The sequence below is a fragment of the Amniculibacterium aquaticum genome (genome assembly GCF_003852705.1).
GTDB lineage: Bacteria > Bacteroidota > Bacteroidia > Flavobacteriales > Weeksellaceae > Amniculibacterium > Amniculibacterium aquaticum.
This window is the reverse complement of the sequence record NZ_REFA01000008.1, coordinates 1-13,577: the sequence shown is the minus strand read 5'-3', so window position 1 is coordinate 13,577 and position 13,577 is coordinate 1. Positions and strand designations below refer to the sequence as shown.

The following is a 13,577-nucleotide window of genomic DNA, read 5'->3' as shown; positions in this document are numbered from 1 at the left end:
TTTTGTTTTCTTGAGTAAAACCATTGCCATATAAGCAATGTAAAGGAATATCACCGAACCCCAAACAATGTTTATAATATTATGAAGTCTAACATCATCAATTTTAAAGAATAAATTGTAAAAAATAAATGCGAATATTAACAATCCGTAGAAGTAAAGATGTCGTTTCATAAGTCAATTTTGTGTGGGTCGTTCAAATTCAAAGCGTAAGTTCTTCTTCTTTTATGATTTACAGGATTGTAATCTTGCCAAAGCAACTGGATGTTTTTATTTTCTTCCAATTCTGGATTGGTTTCTAAAAACCGCACTCCTTTTTTCTTAAAAATATCATAGATCTCTTTAAAAATTATTGAGGTCACCCCTCGTCGTTGATAATCAGGATGTATCCCAATCAAATAAAAATTGGCTCTATCGTTTTTTTTGCCGGCTTGTAGAAAATGATACCAACCGAGAGGGAAAAGTTTCCCTTTGGCTTTCTGTAGGGCTTTAGAATAGGAAGGCATGGTAATGGCGAAAGAAATTAGCCTATCGTGTTCATCGTTAATGCACACAATATAGTCTTTATCTATAAAACCAAAGTATTTTTCTTTATAAGTCTTGATCTGCTCGTCCGTAATCGGGGTATAGGTCGAAAGGTTTTTATAGGTTTCGTCCAACAACTTGAACATGGGCTCTACCAAAGGTAGAATTTCTTTTTTATTGTTGAATTTTACCACTTTTAGTTTATATTTCTCCGCAATCAACTGACTGAATTTTGTGACTTTTTCCGGAAGAACATCAGGGAAAATAATTTCAAATTCTACCCATTCTTTTTCTTTTTTCAGCCCCAATTGTTCCATATGCTTTGGATAGTAATCGTGGTTATAAATCCCGATCATGGTTGCCAATTGATCGTAACCCATCACGAGCATTCCTGCTTTATCCAAATTGGTAAATCCCATAGGACCTTCTATTTTAGATACTTTGTGTTCCTTAGCATAATCTACAGCTTTAGCAATCAATACTTCGGATACTTCAGGATCATCTACAAAATCCAACCATCCAAATCGAACTTTTTCTATGCCCAATTCTTTGGCTTCTTTATGATTGATCATCACAGCAATTCGACCGAGTACTTTCCCCTCTTTCAAGGCCAAATATTTTTTACATTCAGAATAAAGCAATGCTGGATTTTCTTTAGAGTCCCAGATGTTTTTTTCATCTTGAATTAAAGGCGGCACAAAATAAGGATTGTCTTTATACAATTCCATAGGAAATCTAATGAAGTCCATCAAATCCTGACTGTTGGATACTTCGCGCATGGTGACTTTTGACATAAAAATTTCGATTGATACACAAATATAGGTTTTCTGCAATTATTTTACCATATTTGGCATGTTTTTTACATAACAATTCTAAGAAAAAATTAAAAGTTAAAAAAAATCAAAATGGGTAGTTATTATTTAATTATTGGAATCGTTTTCCTTTTGAGTATGTGGATACAATATCGTTTGAAATCCAAATTTGAACATTACTCAAAACTGCATTTAAGAAATGGAATGTCAGGAAAGGAAATCGCAGAAAAAATGCTGAGAGACAACGGAATTACCGATGTGCAAGTAATCTCTGTACCGGGTCAATTGACTGACCATTACAATCCTGCAAACAAAACGGTAAACCTTTCCGAAGGTGTTTATATGCAAAGAAATGCCGCTGCTGCTGCAGTTGCTGCTCACGAATGTGGCCACGCTGTACAACATAAAGTAGGATATTCCATGTTGGAATTCAGATCCAAAATGGTCCCTGCCGTAAACATTGCATCCAATCTTATGCAATGGATATTGATGGGTGGTATTGCCGTAATGGCCATGAGCGGAAACAAAACCGTGTTAGCGATCGGTGTAGTATTGTTTGCCATAACCACTCTATTCGCATTTGTCACACTGCCAGTAGAATACGATGCCAGCAATAGAGCTTTGGCTTGGTTGGAAAAATCGGGAACGGTAAGTCGCGAAGAACACGATGGCGCCAAAGACGCCTTGAAATGGGCCGCCAGAACTTATGTTGTTGCTGCTTTGGGATCCTTGGCACAACTTATCTATTTCGCATCCATGCTGATGGGTGGGCGAAGAGATTAATCTAAAAAATCAAATTGAACATGTTGCATCTCGGAGAGTTTTTCCGAGATGTTTTCTTTATGAACCACTTTGAGACTTGCTTTTATGGTACACAAATCTTGGGTGTCAAAATCCAAAATTTTTGCATCAAATTTATTGAGCATAGTAAAAAGAAGGTTTTGCTGATTGAAATTAAAACTCACTTCAAGTACCGTTTCCAATTCTTTTGTGACAATTTCACAAGCTTCTAAAGTTAACTTTGCCGATTCCTTGTAGGTTTTCACCAAACCCGAAACGCCCAACTTGGTACCGCCGTAATATCGGATGACCACCAACAAAACATGGGTTATGTCGTGTGCTAAAAGTTGGTTATAGATCGGTAACCCTGCACTTCCTGAAGGTTCGCCATCGTCATTTGCACGATAATTTTCACCTTGCAAGCCCAAACGAAAAGCATAACAGTGATGGGTTGCTTTGGGATGAATTTCGTACAATTTCGCCAAACAATCTTTGACATCGGCTTCGTTGTTTACAGGATAGGCAAACCCAACAAATTTACTTCCTTTTTCTTTCAGAAGGACATCTTCGACGGGTACAGATATGGTATTATATGCATGGATCATTGCAAATATCGTTTAGCTAAAAGTCATTGTTTTTAAAATATTCAACGGTGCAGTTTCGGAAATTTTCTATAGAATCGGCGTTAGATTCAAAACTTGGCGCTTGTGTTCCATTTTTTAAAATCAAATCTGAATTTTTAATAACAAAACATTCGTCCCAAATCTCATGTGTAATAAACTCGTTAAGGATCGTTCTTCCCCCTTCCACCAATACCGATTGTATTTGGTTTTCATACAAAGCCTTCATTAAATTCTGTAAAAAGTTTTCACGGTCAATTTTCACAAATTTCAAATTACCACAAACTTCATTTTTGATACCGTTGATGATGATGGTATCCGCCTCTTCATTAAATATTTTAAAATCAGGGGGAACTTTCAAATCAAAATCCACCAAAATACGCGTTGGATTTCTACCGTCAATAGCCCTTGTTGTCAAACTCGGATTGTCGTTGAGTGCCGTTTGTGTACCGACCAAAATCGCATGCTCTTCACTTCTCATTTTATGAACAAACTGTTGGGTAACATCGTTACCAATCGCTGTTGGTTTAAAATCTTTATCGATAAAACCATCTTTAGATTCAGCCCATTTTAGGATTACAAAAGGCCTCTTTTTTTGATGATAGGTGAAAAATCGTTTGTTGAGCGATCTGCATTCGAGATTCAAACTTGAGAAACCCACTTCAATCCCCGCTTTTTTAATCAAATCAATTCCTTTTCCATTGACCTTTTCATGAGAATCCAAAGTCCCCACAACAACTTTTTTAAAGCCTTCTTCAACAATCCTCAGAGAGCAAGGTGGTGTTTTCCCGAAGTGAGAGCAAGGTTCCAAAGAAACATAAAGGGTTGATTCTTTGAGAAGTTCTGGATTTTTCACGGAATTTATGGCATTCACTTCGGCATGAGCTTCACCCGCTTTTTTGTGATATCCCTCGCCAATAACCCGCCCTTGATGCACAACGACAGAGCCCACCATGGGATTGGGATAGGTTTTTCCAAAAGCTTTTTGAGCCAAATCGATGCAGCGCTGCATGAAAATTTCGTCGTTCATGTTGTATAAAAAAGCGAAGTCAAATGGTGCTTTGCTTCGCTGTTTGTTATTAAAATTTCAAAAAGATTATTCTCCAGCAATCATTTGATGAAGGCTTACCTTCATGCTTTCCAACAATTCTTTTTTCTCGTCAATTTTGTTGTAAGTATCGGTTAACAAAGGATTTTCTCGACTTGGATTGGAGAAAAAACCCAGGTTATTTTCCAAAGTGGTAATTTCAGATTCCAGCTCAGCAATTTGATTTTTCATTTTTCTGGCTTTGTCTGTCAGTTGAGCTCCGGACAATCCTTCTTCTTTCAGTTCGAATTCGTTGATCTTGTTCAGTTTCAATTTTTCTCTCAAGACTTTGTTAAACTCAGAATTGATGTTCATTTTTTCTCTTGGCACCTTTCCAATGGCATTCCATTCGGTTTTGATTGCTTCAATTTTTTCAACACTTCCTTCACCGTCAGAAACGGCTTTCAAATCGGCCAAAAGCTGAGTTTTCAATTTGAAATTTTCTTTCCAATTATCGCCAGTTGCTTTTTTCTTTTCTCGGTAGTTGTTAAAGAATCCATTGCACGCTTCTCTGAAATCCGCCCATGTTTTGTCGGTCATATTCCTTGGTACATGTCCAATTTTCTTCCAATCGTCTTGAAGTTTTTTGTACAACGGAAGTGCCATTTCCCAATCTTCGGTAAGCATATTGTCCTTTGCAATTTTGATCAGTGCCAACTTGTCTTCAAGATTTTTTAGTTGATTGCTTTTTAGGGATTTATAAAAATTATTTTTAGCTGAGTTAAAGTCTTTCAGCGCAACTTTAAAGGCATTCCAGTTTTCGTTTGATAATCTTCTTGGCACATTCCCGGTTTTTAGAAACTCGGATCTAAGCTCTTCTATTTTTTTGATGGCATTTTGCCAATATTGATGTCCTTTTTCTTGATTGGACAATACCGCATTCATTTGGGAAATGATATCATTTTTCTTTTCAAGGTGCGCCAACTGTTCGGCTTCTATCTGAGCCGTTAGCTCAGCTTTTCTTTCGTGAATTTTATTGGAAACCGTTTTGAATTCCTCCCAGGTTTTCTCTCTAAACTCTTCAGCGACAGGTTCTGCCTCTTCCTTCCATAATCTGTGCAGGTATTGCAATTCATTTAGCGCTTTTTGCACAGAACTTTCGCTTTCCAATTCTTTGGCTCTTTCGATGATGTGCAATCTTTTCTCTAAATTATGAGAATATTCTTGCTCCAAGAATTCTTTGTGCATGTCCAACATTTGATAAAACTGATTCAAATGATGAAAATAATCGTTGTTTAAGGTATTAAAATCGGATTTTGAAACCTGTCCGGCTTCCGTCCACATTTTTTTTATTTCTCTTATTTCTTTAAACAAATTAACACCCGGTTCGCTATTGGCATTCAGTCTTTTTAATCTTTCGATGATTTCGTGTCTTTCTTCTCTGTGTTTTTGATGCAATTCTTCCTGATGCTTCAGGTGTTCTTGGTGTTTTTCATGAAAAATATGCAGGATACCAGAGATTTTATTGGCCAAAGGATGCTCCCAAGAAAAAGATTCGTCGGTTTCGTGTTCAGCTTCGAATTCGTGTTTTTTCACTTCCTTTTCATCAGCCACTTTATTTTTAACCAAATTTTTGAGATGATTGAACGCTTTGGATTCGGCACCAGCATTGGGTTGATTGATTAATTTTTCCATTTCGTCCACCAACTCGCCTACGGATCGTGCATCCGTTGTATGCTCTACCTCATCATGTGCGACATCCGAAGTTTCGGGTGTGTTTTCAGATATGGCTTGGTCGTTATTTGGATGTTCTTGCTGTGGTTTATTCTCTTCGTTCTCAGAAAAGTTGCTTTCTGTAATCATAACAAATCTTTTTATTAGTTCTATGGTGTATCAATCAGTAAATTTATAAAAAAAACTTGAAATCAAGACCGACTTGTATTTTTTAATTTTCGGTCCAAATTCTCCATGCCGCTTCGGCTTGCTGCTCCAACATAAAAAGTCCATTCATGGTTTTGGCTCCCGCTGCTTGTCCCATTTTTAGAAAACGAGTTTCTGTTGGATTGTAAATTAAGTCGATCAGAACATGATCTTTTGTAAGTCCTAAAAATGGAAAATCCAGACAGTCGTCAACATTTGGGAAAGTCCCTACCGGTGTGCACTGTACAATTATATGATGTTTCCTTACCGTTTCAAAATTCAACTCGTCAAAGGTCAATCCTGTTTTTCTGGAAACAATTATGAAAGGAATATTTAGTTTTTTCAGCACAAATTGCACCGCTTTAGAAGCTCCTCCGTCTCCCAAAACAATTGCCGATTGCTGTTCATCTTTCAGCATCAACTTCAGGCTTTTTTCAAAACCTACAACATCGGTATTGTAGCCCTTTCTCTTTCCATCTTTTAGCAAAATGGTATTGACCGCTCCTATTTCTTGGGCTTCAGGACTAAGTTCATCCAAAAACGGAATTACTTTTTCTTTGTACGGAATGGTCACATTGAAACCCAACATTTCGTTGGAACTCAACAAAGATTCAACCTCATCAGAACTTTCAAGGTCAAAAAGCGAATACGAATACTCTTGAATGAAGGATTTTTTAAATTTCTCTTCAAAATATTTTTTAGAAAAAGAATAGGAGATGTTTTTCCCGATCAGTCCTAGTTTTTTAATAGCTTCCATCTTACAAATATAAAAAAGACCGAAGAAAACTTCGGCCTGGATGGTATGACATTTATTATTCGATAATAAACGATTTGGTTTCGTTTTTGGTTTTCAAGAAATATTTTCCTTTGGAGAGTTTTGGCAAGTTCAATTGGTTTCCGTTTTTAAAAGGATGTTTAATTTTCTCTACCAAACGACCTTCTGTGGAATAAATTTCTGCAAATTCTATTTTTTCAATATTTTTCCCTTTCACAAAAAGCTGATTGTTTTTCACTGGGTTTGGATACACTACAAACTGCTCATCTTTGGCAACTTCGTTGGTACCCAAAGTATAACAAGTCCAACTAAGATCGTCTATTGCAACACGATTTCCCGTGGTTGGTTGTATCACTTTTATGGTAAAACTTCCCGTTACATTAATGTTGTTAATGGTAAATGTACCCACTGTTGCAGAGTACGGTATGGTACCTACTTGTACCCCATTCACCTCAACATTCAGGTTAGCATCTGAACCCGAATACTTCAATTGGGTGGTCATGGTGATGGATCCGACACCTCCAGAAATTGTAGATGACAATAAATTTCCATTTCTTACAGTTATTGCTTTTCCATTAATGGTCTCATCTACCCTAGCATCGGTTGCCGTCCAAGTGATTGAATTGTTGGTCCAAGTTCTTGTTGCATACCCAGATCCTGTAGGAATGGACGCAAAGTCTTCAGTCCCACAAGAAGTACCAGGAGTTCCGCCTCCAGATCCTGCCAATGTCGTTCCGCTTGCGGTATTACTTTGTGGTGATGCGTTTCCTGAAAGATCTTTTGCAATTAAATAAAACGAATAAGTTGTAGATGGCGACAATCCGCTAATCACACATGAAGTTCCGGAAACGGTGGAGTGATAAACTCCATTAACATAGACATCATAACCCGCCACAGCAACATTATCCGTAGCTGCTGTCCATGACAAATTGATTGAATTGCTGGTAGCTCCAGAAGTCGCAAGATTGGCAGCTGCTGTTGGAGGTACCGCATCTAGAGTACCCCAAACTACGCCCACCCATTGTGGATTATCGATGTAGGGATTCCTATTTCCTTGATAGGCATAAGAAGCGTTGTTTCTGCCAATTTCAGCTGCAGAAACCGGATCTTGAGCATGCCACAACAACAACTGGTTGAGCTCCCAAGATTGTAACCCTGGATACGAAGAACCTCCCAACATGTCCCCTGAAGAAAAATTAGAAAGGTTATTTTCATAACGGGTTACGAAATAAAATATCATCCTGGCGATATCGCCTTTAAACTCATCAATCGGCTCAAACACCGTTCCGAAATATCCTGCAGAAACAGAATTCCCCAATTTGGATCCGTTTTGAGAAGTGAATGTTGCTGTACCTACTTTCCCAAAAGGATAATTGCTTCTCATCCCATTCACTTTACCATCGGTAGCTCTGATGAAATGAATATCGTTTTTCATTGGTGAAGCTTCACTAAACAAACTTTGAGGTACAACATGCTCACGATTATAACAATGTCCCTCTGCAGAATACGACCCGCATTGGTTGGTCGATATCGTGTACGAATACGGATCCGATCCTGTAGGATTTTCAGAATACATATCCAAAACCGTTCCATCGTTTTCGTAGTAATAATCTCTGTCTGTAGTTTGATAGGCCGTCCACAATCCTCCATATCCATGATCGACATGACCGTTGGTGATGATCTGACTTAGTTTGGTTTTTAGTGCCTGACCTGTAAGCCCGGTAGTCCCGCTATAATAACCTGCTGGAGCTTGCGCTAGTAAATTGGTGGACAGTAATAAAGAAGCCACCCATACGAAATACGATTTCATACTTTCTATGTTTTAAAAAATGGGCAACAAATTTACGAAATTAATATCGAGTTCTATATTATTTCTCCGTAATATTCTTTTTATTGATTTTTGAAAACAACCAAGCGATGATGACGCTAAAGAAAGAAGCAGTAGCTGTTACGATTAAATAATTTTTTGCCAGAATACGAACAGGATATGGGAAATTCTCGCCAGCTTGAAAGATTTCAGTCTGAATCTGAACCAAACAAATGGCGGTCCCCAACAAAAGTCCCGCAGATACTCCGGTAACAATAATGAGTATTCCCGTATAAAAATAGGTCAAACGAAGCTCTCTAAGCGACATACCAAAAGACAACAAAGCTCTTGCTTGCTCCTTCTTGTCCAATTGTAAAATGGTGATGGCTCCGGCCAAATTGAATGTTGTGATAAAAATAACCAATGCAAAAATAAGATAGATAAATATCTTTTCGGTATTGATCATTTTCCAAAAAGCCGCATTCTCTTCTTGCTTGGTAGTAATTTTTACAGAAGATCCCAATTTGGAAAGCAATTTAGCTTTTACCTCATCCGTCTGATCTGGATTTTTAAGCTTGATTACAATTTGGTAGGCTGAATTTTTGGGCAAGTTCAACAACTGCTGAGCCAGCTCTATTGGAGCAATAATGTAGTTGTTCAGCTGATCGTTTCCGGGAAAAATTCCGGTAATAAAAATTTCTTTTTTGTTAAAAATATCCTCCTCTTTGGAGATGATCCCCGTCCCTGCTTTTGGCATAAACATCATGGCATAATCCTGATCCGAACCTACCGGTATCGCCAAACGATTGGCCAATTGGTACTCCATCACCACTTCGTTGCTGTAGGTGTATCCAGGATAATTGCCAATTAATAGATTTTTATTGATCGGGTTGACTTGGGTATAGGCAGAATCGGTTGCTCTAAGATAGGCAATATCTCCTTTAGAACTGAACTCTACATAGACTTTCTCTTCAATAACTTTAGAAAAAGTTTTGATCTCAGTTGTTTCTTTCAGGGTTTTAACAATCGTATCGAGATTTTTCAGCGTTTTCCCAGACGAACTTTTTATGGTAAGATCGGCATGCAGATTTTTGATGATGTCTCGATTGAGATCTTCCAATCCCGAGAAAACCGAAATAATGATGAACATGGCCGTAACGGCAAAAGTCATCGCCAAAACAGCCAACCAAGTAATTATGGTGACTGCAGAACTTCCTTTTTTGGCAATAAGGTACCTTTGTGCAATATAAAAAGCCGTGTTCTTCAAGAAAATTCGTTCTAAGAGAATTTACAAAACGGGATTATCGCCCTCTCCTTTCAATTCTTTTTCAATTCTTTCTACATCGTCCAAAGTGGTATCTAAATAAAAATTTAGATTCGGAATAATTCGAACTTGCTTGCCCATTTTTTGTCCCATGTAATTGCGATACTGCGATTTATTCGTTTCAATTTCCGACATAATATTCTTGCAAAATTCCTGTGGAAAAATGCTCAAATAGATTTTAGCAATACTCAAATCCGCTGTAACCTTTACATCTGATACGGTAATAAGGATATTCTGAGGACTTTCAGCAGATTGTTTTCTGAACAATTCGGCAAAGTCTTCTTGTATGATTTGGGCTACTTTTCTTTGTCTGTTACTTTCATTCATGTTGCAAATTTAGTATTTTTGTTTGAATTTTATTTTAGAATTCAATTTCCAAACTTCCATTAATTTATCTTTAAAACTTATTTCATGAAAATAGAACACCTCGGCATTGCCGTAAAATCATTAGGAATGTCCGACGAACTTTTCGCAAAACTCTTAGGCAAGGACTGTTACAAAAAAGAAAGCGTAGAGCGCGAAGGCGTAACCACCTCTTTTTTTGAAGTGGGCGAATCCAAAATCGAACTTTTAGAAGCCACCAATCCAGAAAGTCCCATCTCAAAATTCATTGACAAAAAAGGTGAAGGCATCCATCACATTGCTTTTGGAGTAGAAAACATTTACTCAGAAATTGAAAGATTAAAAAAATCCGGTTTCATCTTCATCTCCGAAGAACCCAAGGAAGGCGCTGACAATAAGCTGGTTGTATTCCTCCACCCCAAGTCCACCAATGGAGTCTTGGTAGAGTTGTGTCAAGAAAAAGCATAAAAAATTTTGCAGAAGATATTTTTTTATTATTTTTGCACACCAATCAACGGAAACAACTTGTTTTCGAGGTCCTATAGCTCAGTTGGTTAGAGCACCTGACTCATAATCAGGTGGTCCCTGGTTCGAGCCCAGGTGGGACCACAAAGCCTTAACATTTTTGGTTAAGGCTTTTTTTGTATGGACTCAATTTGTTATATATTGTATTCTAGATGTTTGGATAAATTTTATATCGGATTTACCCAAGATTCTTTGGACAATCGTTTGAAAAAACACCGTCTAGGATTCTATAATCAAGCCTATACCAAAATTACTAATGATTGGGTGGTTTATTTTTTTATTAAATGTGATTGTAATGTTCAAGCTATTTCCATTGAAAAACATATCAAAAAAATGAAAAGTCGAACTTATATTGAAAATCTAAAAAAATACCCTGAAATCTCAGAGAAACTAAAACAAAAATATGCTTGCACCTGACTCTCCCGATAGCTATCGGGACTGGTGGTCCCTGGTTCGAGCCAAATTTATCCCGAATACTTTCGGGAGGACCACAAAGCCTTAACATTTTTGGTTAAGGCTTTTTTTGTATGGACTCAATTTGTTATATATTGTATTCTAGATGTTTGGATAAATTTTATATCGGATTTACCCAAGATTCTTTGGACAATCGTTTGAAAAAACACCGTCTAGGATTCTATAATCAAGCCTATACCAAAATTACTAATGATTGGGTGGTTTATTTTTTTATTAAATGTGATTGTAATGTTCAAGCTATTTCCATTGAAAAACATATCAAAAAAATGAAAAGTCGAACTTATATTGAAAATCTAAAAAAATACCCTGAAATCTCAGAGAAACTAAAACAAAAATATGCTTGCACCTGACTCTCCCGATAGCTATCGGGACTGGTGGTCCCTGGTTCGAGCCAAATTTATCCCGAATACTTTCGGGAGGACCACAAAGCCTTAACATTTTTGGTTAAGGCTTTTTTTGTATGGACTCAATTTGTTATATATTGTATTCTAAATGTTTGGATAAATTTTATATCGGATTTACCCAAGATTCTTTGGACAATCGTTTGAAAAAACACCGTCTAGGGTTCTATAATCAATCCTATACCAAAATTACTAATGATTGGGTGGTTTATTTCTTTATTAAATGTGATTGTAATGTTCAAGCTATTTCCATTGAGCAACATATCAAAAAAATGAAAAGTCGAACTTATATTGAAAATCTTAAAAAATTCCCTGAAATCTCAGAGAAACTAAAACAAAAATATGCTTGCACCTGACTCTCCCGATAGCTATCGGGACTGGTGGTCCCTGGTTCGAGCCAAATTTATCCCGAATACTTTCGGGAGGACCACACTTTTTGAATTAAGCACTTACAGCAATGTAGGTGCTTTTTTGTTAGGAAATACCAAAGGATTAAATTGGTTGTTGGATCTATCTTTTTAAATAATCAAGATTCAATAAAAAAATCTTTAAAAACAACTGTGAAATACGATTGTTGATACTAGTAAATTCCCTAATTTGCTTAACTTTAGACTTTCAAATACTGGCTAAAGATTTTTATAAGACTCATGAAAAAATCTGAGATACAGAAAAACTTACAAAATATATCCACTAGCTTTTCCAAGGAAGAATTCATCTATGATTTTCTTCTTTCTTTTGGTTTATCAAAAACCACGATTACCCGTCTGAAAAAAGGAGATTACAACCTCTCGAAAAAGGAAGGTGAACTCTTCTACAAAGGGAAAATTTTCTTTAAAACAGAAAAGGCCGAAAACCTGCTTCACTCGATTGATGAACTGATTAAAGATCCTAAAATAGCCCGACAAAAGCCGCGTTTTCTTTTTGTTACCGATTTTGAAAAAGCCGTAGCCGTAGATACCAAGAAAAATGTTAATAGGGAATTTAACCTTCAAGATCTTGGAGCTTTAGAGCAGGTAGATTTTTTCCTGCCACTTTCCGGGGCGGAAATTTACCGGGTGAGTAATAACAATAAAGCCGACAGAGATGCTGCCTATAAACTGGGTGAGTTGTATGATATTTGGCGGTGGACAATCCCGATTGGATTGCGAAGGGAAGTCACCAATTAAATATCTTTCTATCGCGTTTGTTGTTTTGTTTTTTTGCGGAGGATACCGGAATTTTTGAGGTTAAAACAATTGTTTAGTGGCTATTGATGAGTTCCACCATGTTTCTGCCGATGGCGATAACATCTTGGGAAATGTAATTCGCAATATAATGGCTAAATCTAATGCACATATTATTGCCATGACGGGATCTTATTTCCGTGGAGATAGTGTTCCTGTTTTAACTCCGGAAGATGAAGCGAAGTTTACCCATGTTACTTATAATTACTACGACCAACTCAATGGTTATGAATATTTAAAATCCTTAGGAATAGGTTATCATTTTTATAAAGGAAGATATTATAAAAAAGATGGAGAAAAAGAAATGTCCGCACTTGAAGAAATTTTAGATGAAAATCTGAAAACCATTATCCATATCCCGAGTGTAAATTCAGCCGAATCCTCAAAAGAAAAATTAGAGGAGGTGAACCACATTGTTGATTGTATAGGCGACTTAGAATATCAGGATAATGAAACCGGCGTGATGTATGTAAAAAGTAAGCGTTCGGGAAGAATCTTGAAAATTGCCGATTTGGTGAATGATAACCCAAAAGCAAGAGATAAAATTGTAGCTTATTTGCGAGGAGTAAAAACAGAAGAAGATATCGATATGATTATCGCCTTAGGAATGGCAAAAGAAGGTTTCGACTGGCCGTTTTGCCAACATGCTTTAACGATAGGCTATCGAGGATCTTTAACAGAAATCATTCAGATTATTGGTCGAGCAACCAGAGACAGCAATAATAAAAACCATGCACAATTTACCAATCTTATTGCCCAACCCGATGCGGTGGATGATGATGTGAAATTAGCGGTGAATAATATGTTAAAAGCCATTACTGCTTCGTTGTTGATGGAACAAGTTTTGGCTCCGAATTTTAAATTCAAACCCATGGAAGATCCTGATGAAGAAGGAGATAATGAACTTGTTTAATGTTTCCTAATCAAAATACAACAGAATGCGAGCAGATGAAAATCCCTCCAATGTTTTTCTTTAGTTTCATATCGTATTAATAGCGCTTTAAAGCTATCTATCCAAGCGTTCA

The 13,577-nt window shown here is 36.9% G+C and carries 17 protein-coding genes and 1 tRNA gene; 10 read left to right on the top strand and 8 right to left on the bottom strand.

What is annotated here, in order from left to right:
- Positions 1-167: 167 nt before the first annotated feature.
- Entirely contained in the window at positions 168-1,316 is a 1,149-nt protein-coding gene (locus EIY84_RS04825) for a GNAT family N-acetyltransferase (protein WP_124640777.1), read from the bottom strand.
- Between the two features lie 111 nt (positions 1,317-1,427).
- On the opposite strand from EIY84_RS04825, the gene EIY84_RS04820 reads away from it, so the two are divergent.
- Complete coding sequence (locus EIY84_RS04820; protein WP_124640776.1) at positions 1,428-2,117, top strand: zinc metallopeptidase; 690 nt, start codon at positions 1,428-1,430, stop codon at positions 2,115-2,117.
- Here the strand turns inward: EIY84_RS04820 and EIY84_RS04815 are convergent.
- From EIY84_RS04815 to rbfA, 7 genes are all read right to left on the bottom strand, one after another.
- Positions 2,114-2,719, bottom strand: coding sequence for an IMPACT family protein (locus EIY84_RS04815; protein WP_124640775.1), 606 nt, complete (start codon positions 2,717-2,719; stop codon positions 2,114-2,116). The two genes, EIY84_RS04820 and EIY84_RS04815, sit on opposite strands and share 4 nt — an antisense overlap.
- Before the next feature lie 16 nt (positions 2,720-2,735).
- Positions 2,736-3,764 (bottom strand): bifunctional diaminohydroxyphosphoribosylaminopyrimidine deaminase/5-amino-6-(5-phosphoribosylamino)uracil reductase RibD, encoded by a 1,029-nt coding sequence (ribD, locus tag EIY84_RS04810; protein ID WP_124640774.1) that lies wholly within the window; start codon positions 3,762-3,764, stop codon positions 2,736-2,738.
- A 66-nt stretch (positions 3,765-3,830) separates the two neighbouring features.
- Positions 3,831-5,624, bottom strand: a complete 1,794-nt coding sequence (locus EIY84_RS04805; RefSeq protein ID WP_124640773.1) for a DUF349 domain-containing protein — start codon at positions 5,622-5,624, stop codon at positions 3,831-3,833.
- An 82-nt stretch (positions 5,625-5,706) separates the two neighbouring features.
- Positions 5,707-6,438, bottom strand: coding sequence for a shikimate dehydrogenase family protein (locus tag EIY84_RS04800; RefSeq protein ID WP_124640772.1), 732 nt, complete (start codon positions 6,436-6,438; stop codon positions 5,707-5,709).
- 55 nt (positions 6,439-6,493) lie between these two features.
- Positions 6,494-8,266, bottom strand: a complete 1,773-nt coding sequence (locus EIY84_RS04795; protein WP_124640771.1) for an endonuclease — start codon at positions 8,264-8,266, stop codon at positions 6,494-6,496.
- Between the two features lie 58 nt (positions 8,267-8,324).
- Positions 8,325-9,530, bottom strand: a complete 1,206-nt coding sequence (locus tag EIY84_RS04790) for an ABC transporter permease (protein WP_124640770.1) — start codon at positions 9,528-9,530, stop codon at positions 8,325-8,327.
- 21 nt (positions 9,531-9,551) lie between these two features.
- The gene (gene rbfA / locus EIY84_RS04785; RefSeq protein ID WP_124640769.1) at positions 9,552-9,914 is read right to left on the bottom strand and encodes a 30S ribosome-binding factor RbfA; all 363 of its coding nucleotides are present in this window, start codon (positions 9,912-9,914) and stop codon (positions 9,552-9,554) included.
- Between the two features lie 84 nt (positions 9,915-9,998).
- On the opposite strand from rbfA, the gene mce reads away from it, so the two are divergent.
- The 9 genes from mce (at position 9,999) to EIY84_RS04745 (ending at position 13,465) form a co-directional block, all read left to right on the top strand.
- The gene (gene mce / locus EIY84_RS04780; protein WP_124640768.1) at positions 9,999-10,397 is read left to right on the top strand and encodes a methylmalonyl-CoA epimerase; all 399 of its coding nucleotides are present in this window, start codon (positions 9,999-10,001) and stop codon (positions 10,395-10,397) included.
- Between the two features lie 67 nt (positions 10,398-10,464).
- Positions 10,465-10,538, top strand: a tRNA-Ile gene (locus EIY84_RS04775).
- A gap of 36 nt (positions 10,539-10,574) precedes the next feature.
- Positions 10,575-10,871: a GIY-YIG nuclease family protein gene (locus EIY84_RS04770; RefSeq protein WP_124640767.1), complete on the top strand. Its 297-nt coding sequence runs from the start codon at positions 10,575-10,577 to the stop codon at positions 10,869-10,871.
- A 110-nt stretch (positions 10,872-10,981) separates the two neighbouring features.
- Positions 10,982-11,278, top strand: coding sequence for a GIY-YIG nuclease family protein (locus EIY84_RS04765; RefSeq protein WP_124640767.1), 297 nt, complete (start codon positions 10,982-10,984; stop codon positions 11,276-11,278).
- 110 nt (positions 11,279-11,388) lie between these two features.
- Positions 11,389-11,685, top strand: coding sequence for a GIY-YIG nuclease family protein (locus tag EIY84_RS04760; RefSeq protein WP_124640766.1), 297 nt, complete (start codon positions 11,389-11,391; stop codon positions 11,683-11,685).
- Positions 11,672-11,851, top strand: a complete 180-nt coding sequence (locus tag EIY84_RS04755) for a hypothetical protein (RefSeq protein ID WP_124640765.1) — start codon at positions 11,672-11,674, stop codon at positions 11,849-11,851. Before EIY84_RS04760 ends, EIY84_RS04755 begins: the two co-directional genes overlap by 14 nt.
- A gap of 125 nt (positions 11,852-11,976) precedes the next feature.
- Positions 11,977-12,495, top strand: a complete 519-nt coding sequence (locus tag EIY84_RS04750; RefSeq protein WP_124640764.1) for a type IIL restriction-modification enzyme MmeI — start codon at positions 11,977-11,979, stop codon at positions 12,493-12,495.
- A complete protein-coding gene (locus EIY84_RS11940; protein WP_317124605.1) occupies positions 12,453-12,572 on the top strand; it encodes a type IIL restriction-modification enzyme MmeI in 120 nt (39 codons plus the stop codon). Before EIY84_RS04750 ends, EIY84_RS11940 begins: the two co-directional genes overlap by 43 nt.
- Positions 12,572-13,465, top strand: coding sequence for a DEAD/DEAH box helicase (locus tag EIY84_RS04745; RefSeq protein WP_241154732.1), 894 nt, complete (start codon positions 12,572-12,574; stop codon positions 13,463-13,465). Before EIY84_RS11940 ends, EIY84_RS04745 begins: the two co-directional genes overlap by 1 nt.
- Positions 13,466-13,577 lie beyond the last annotated feature (112 nt).

Bases quoted from the DNA above. Each gene is read 5' to 3' on its own strand.
- EIY84_RS04765 (WP_124640767.1), top strand. From the start codon at position 10,982: ATGGACTCAATTTGTTATATATTGTATTCTAGATGTTTGGATAAATTT.
- rbfA (WP_124640769.1), bottom strand. From the start codon at position 9,914: ATGAATGAAAGTAACAGACAAAGAAAAGTAGCCCAAATCATACAAGAA.
- EIY84_RS04825 (WP_124640777.1), bottom strand. From the start codon at position 1,316: ATGTCAAAAGTCACCATGCGCGAAGTATCCAACAGTCAGGATTTGATG.
- EIY84_RS04750 (WP_124640764.1), top strand. From the start codon at position 11,977: ATGAAAAAATCTGAGATACAGAAAAACTTACAAAATATATCCACTAGC.
- mce (WP_124640768.1), top strand. From the start codon at position 9,999: ATGAAAATAGAACACCTCGGCATTGCCGTAAAATCATTAGGAATGTCC.
- EIY84_RS04755 (WP_124640765.1), top strand. From the start codon at position 11,672: ATGCTTGCACCTGACTCTCCCGATAGCTATCGGGACTGGTGGTCCCTG.
- EIY84_RS04770 (WP_124640767.1), top strand. From the start codon at position 10,575: ATGGACTCAATTTGTTATATATTGTATTCTAGATGTTTGGATAAATTT.
- EIY84_RS04805 (WP_124640773.1), bottom strand. From the start codon at position 5,624: ATGATTACAGAAAGCAACTTTTCTGAGAACGAAGAGAATAAACCACAG.
- EIY84_RS04815 (WP_124640775.1), bottom strand. From the start codon at position 2,719: ATGATCCATGCATATAATACCATATCTGTACCCGTCGAAGATGTCCTT.
- EIY84_RS04820 (WP_124640776.1), top strand. From the start codon at position 1,428: ATGGGTAGTTATTATTTAATTATTGGAATCGTTTTCCTTTTGAGTATG.
- EIY84_RS04760 (WP_124640766.1), top strand. From the start codon at position 11,389: ATGGACTCAATTTGTTATATATTGTATTCTAAATGTTTGGATAAATTT.
- EIY84_RS04800 (WP_124640772.1), bottom strand. From the start codon at position 6,438: ATGGAAGCTATTAAAAAACTAGGACTGATCGGGAAAAACATCTCCTAT.
- EIY84_RS04795 (WP_124640771.1), bottom strand. From the start codon at position 8,266: ATGAAATCGTATTTCGTATGGGTGGCTTCTTTATTACTGTCCACCAAT.
- ribD (WP_124640774.1), bottom strand. From the start codon at position 3,764: ATGAACGACGAAATTTTCATGCAGCGCTGCATCGATTTGGCTCAAAAA.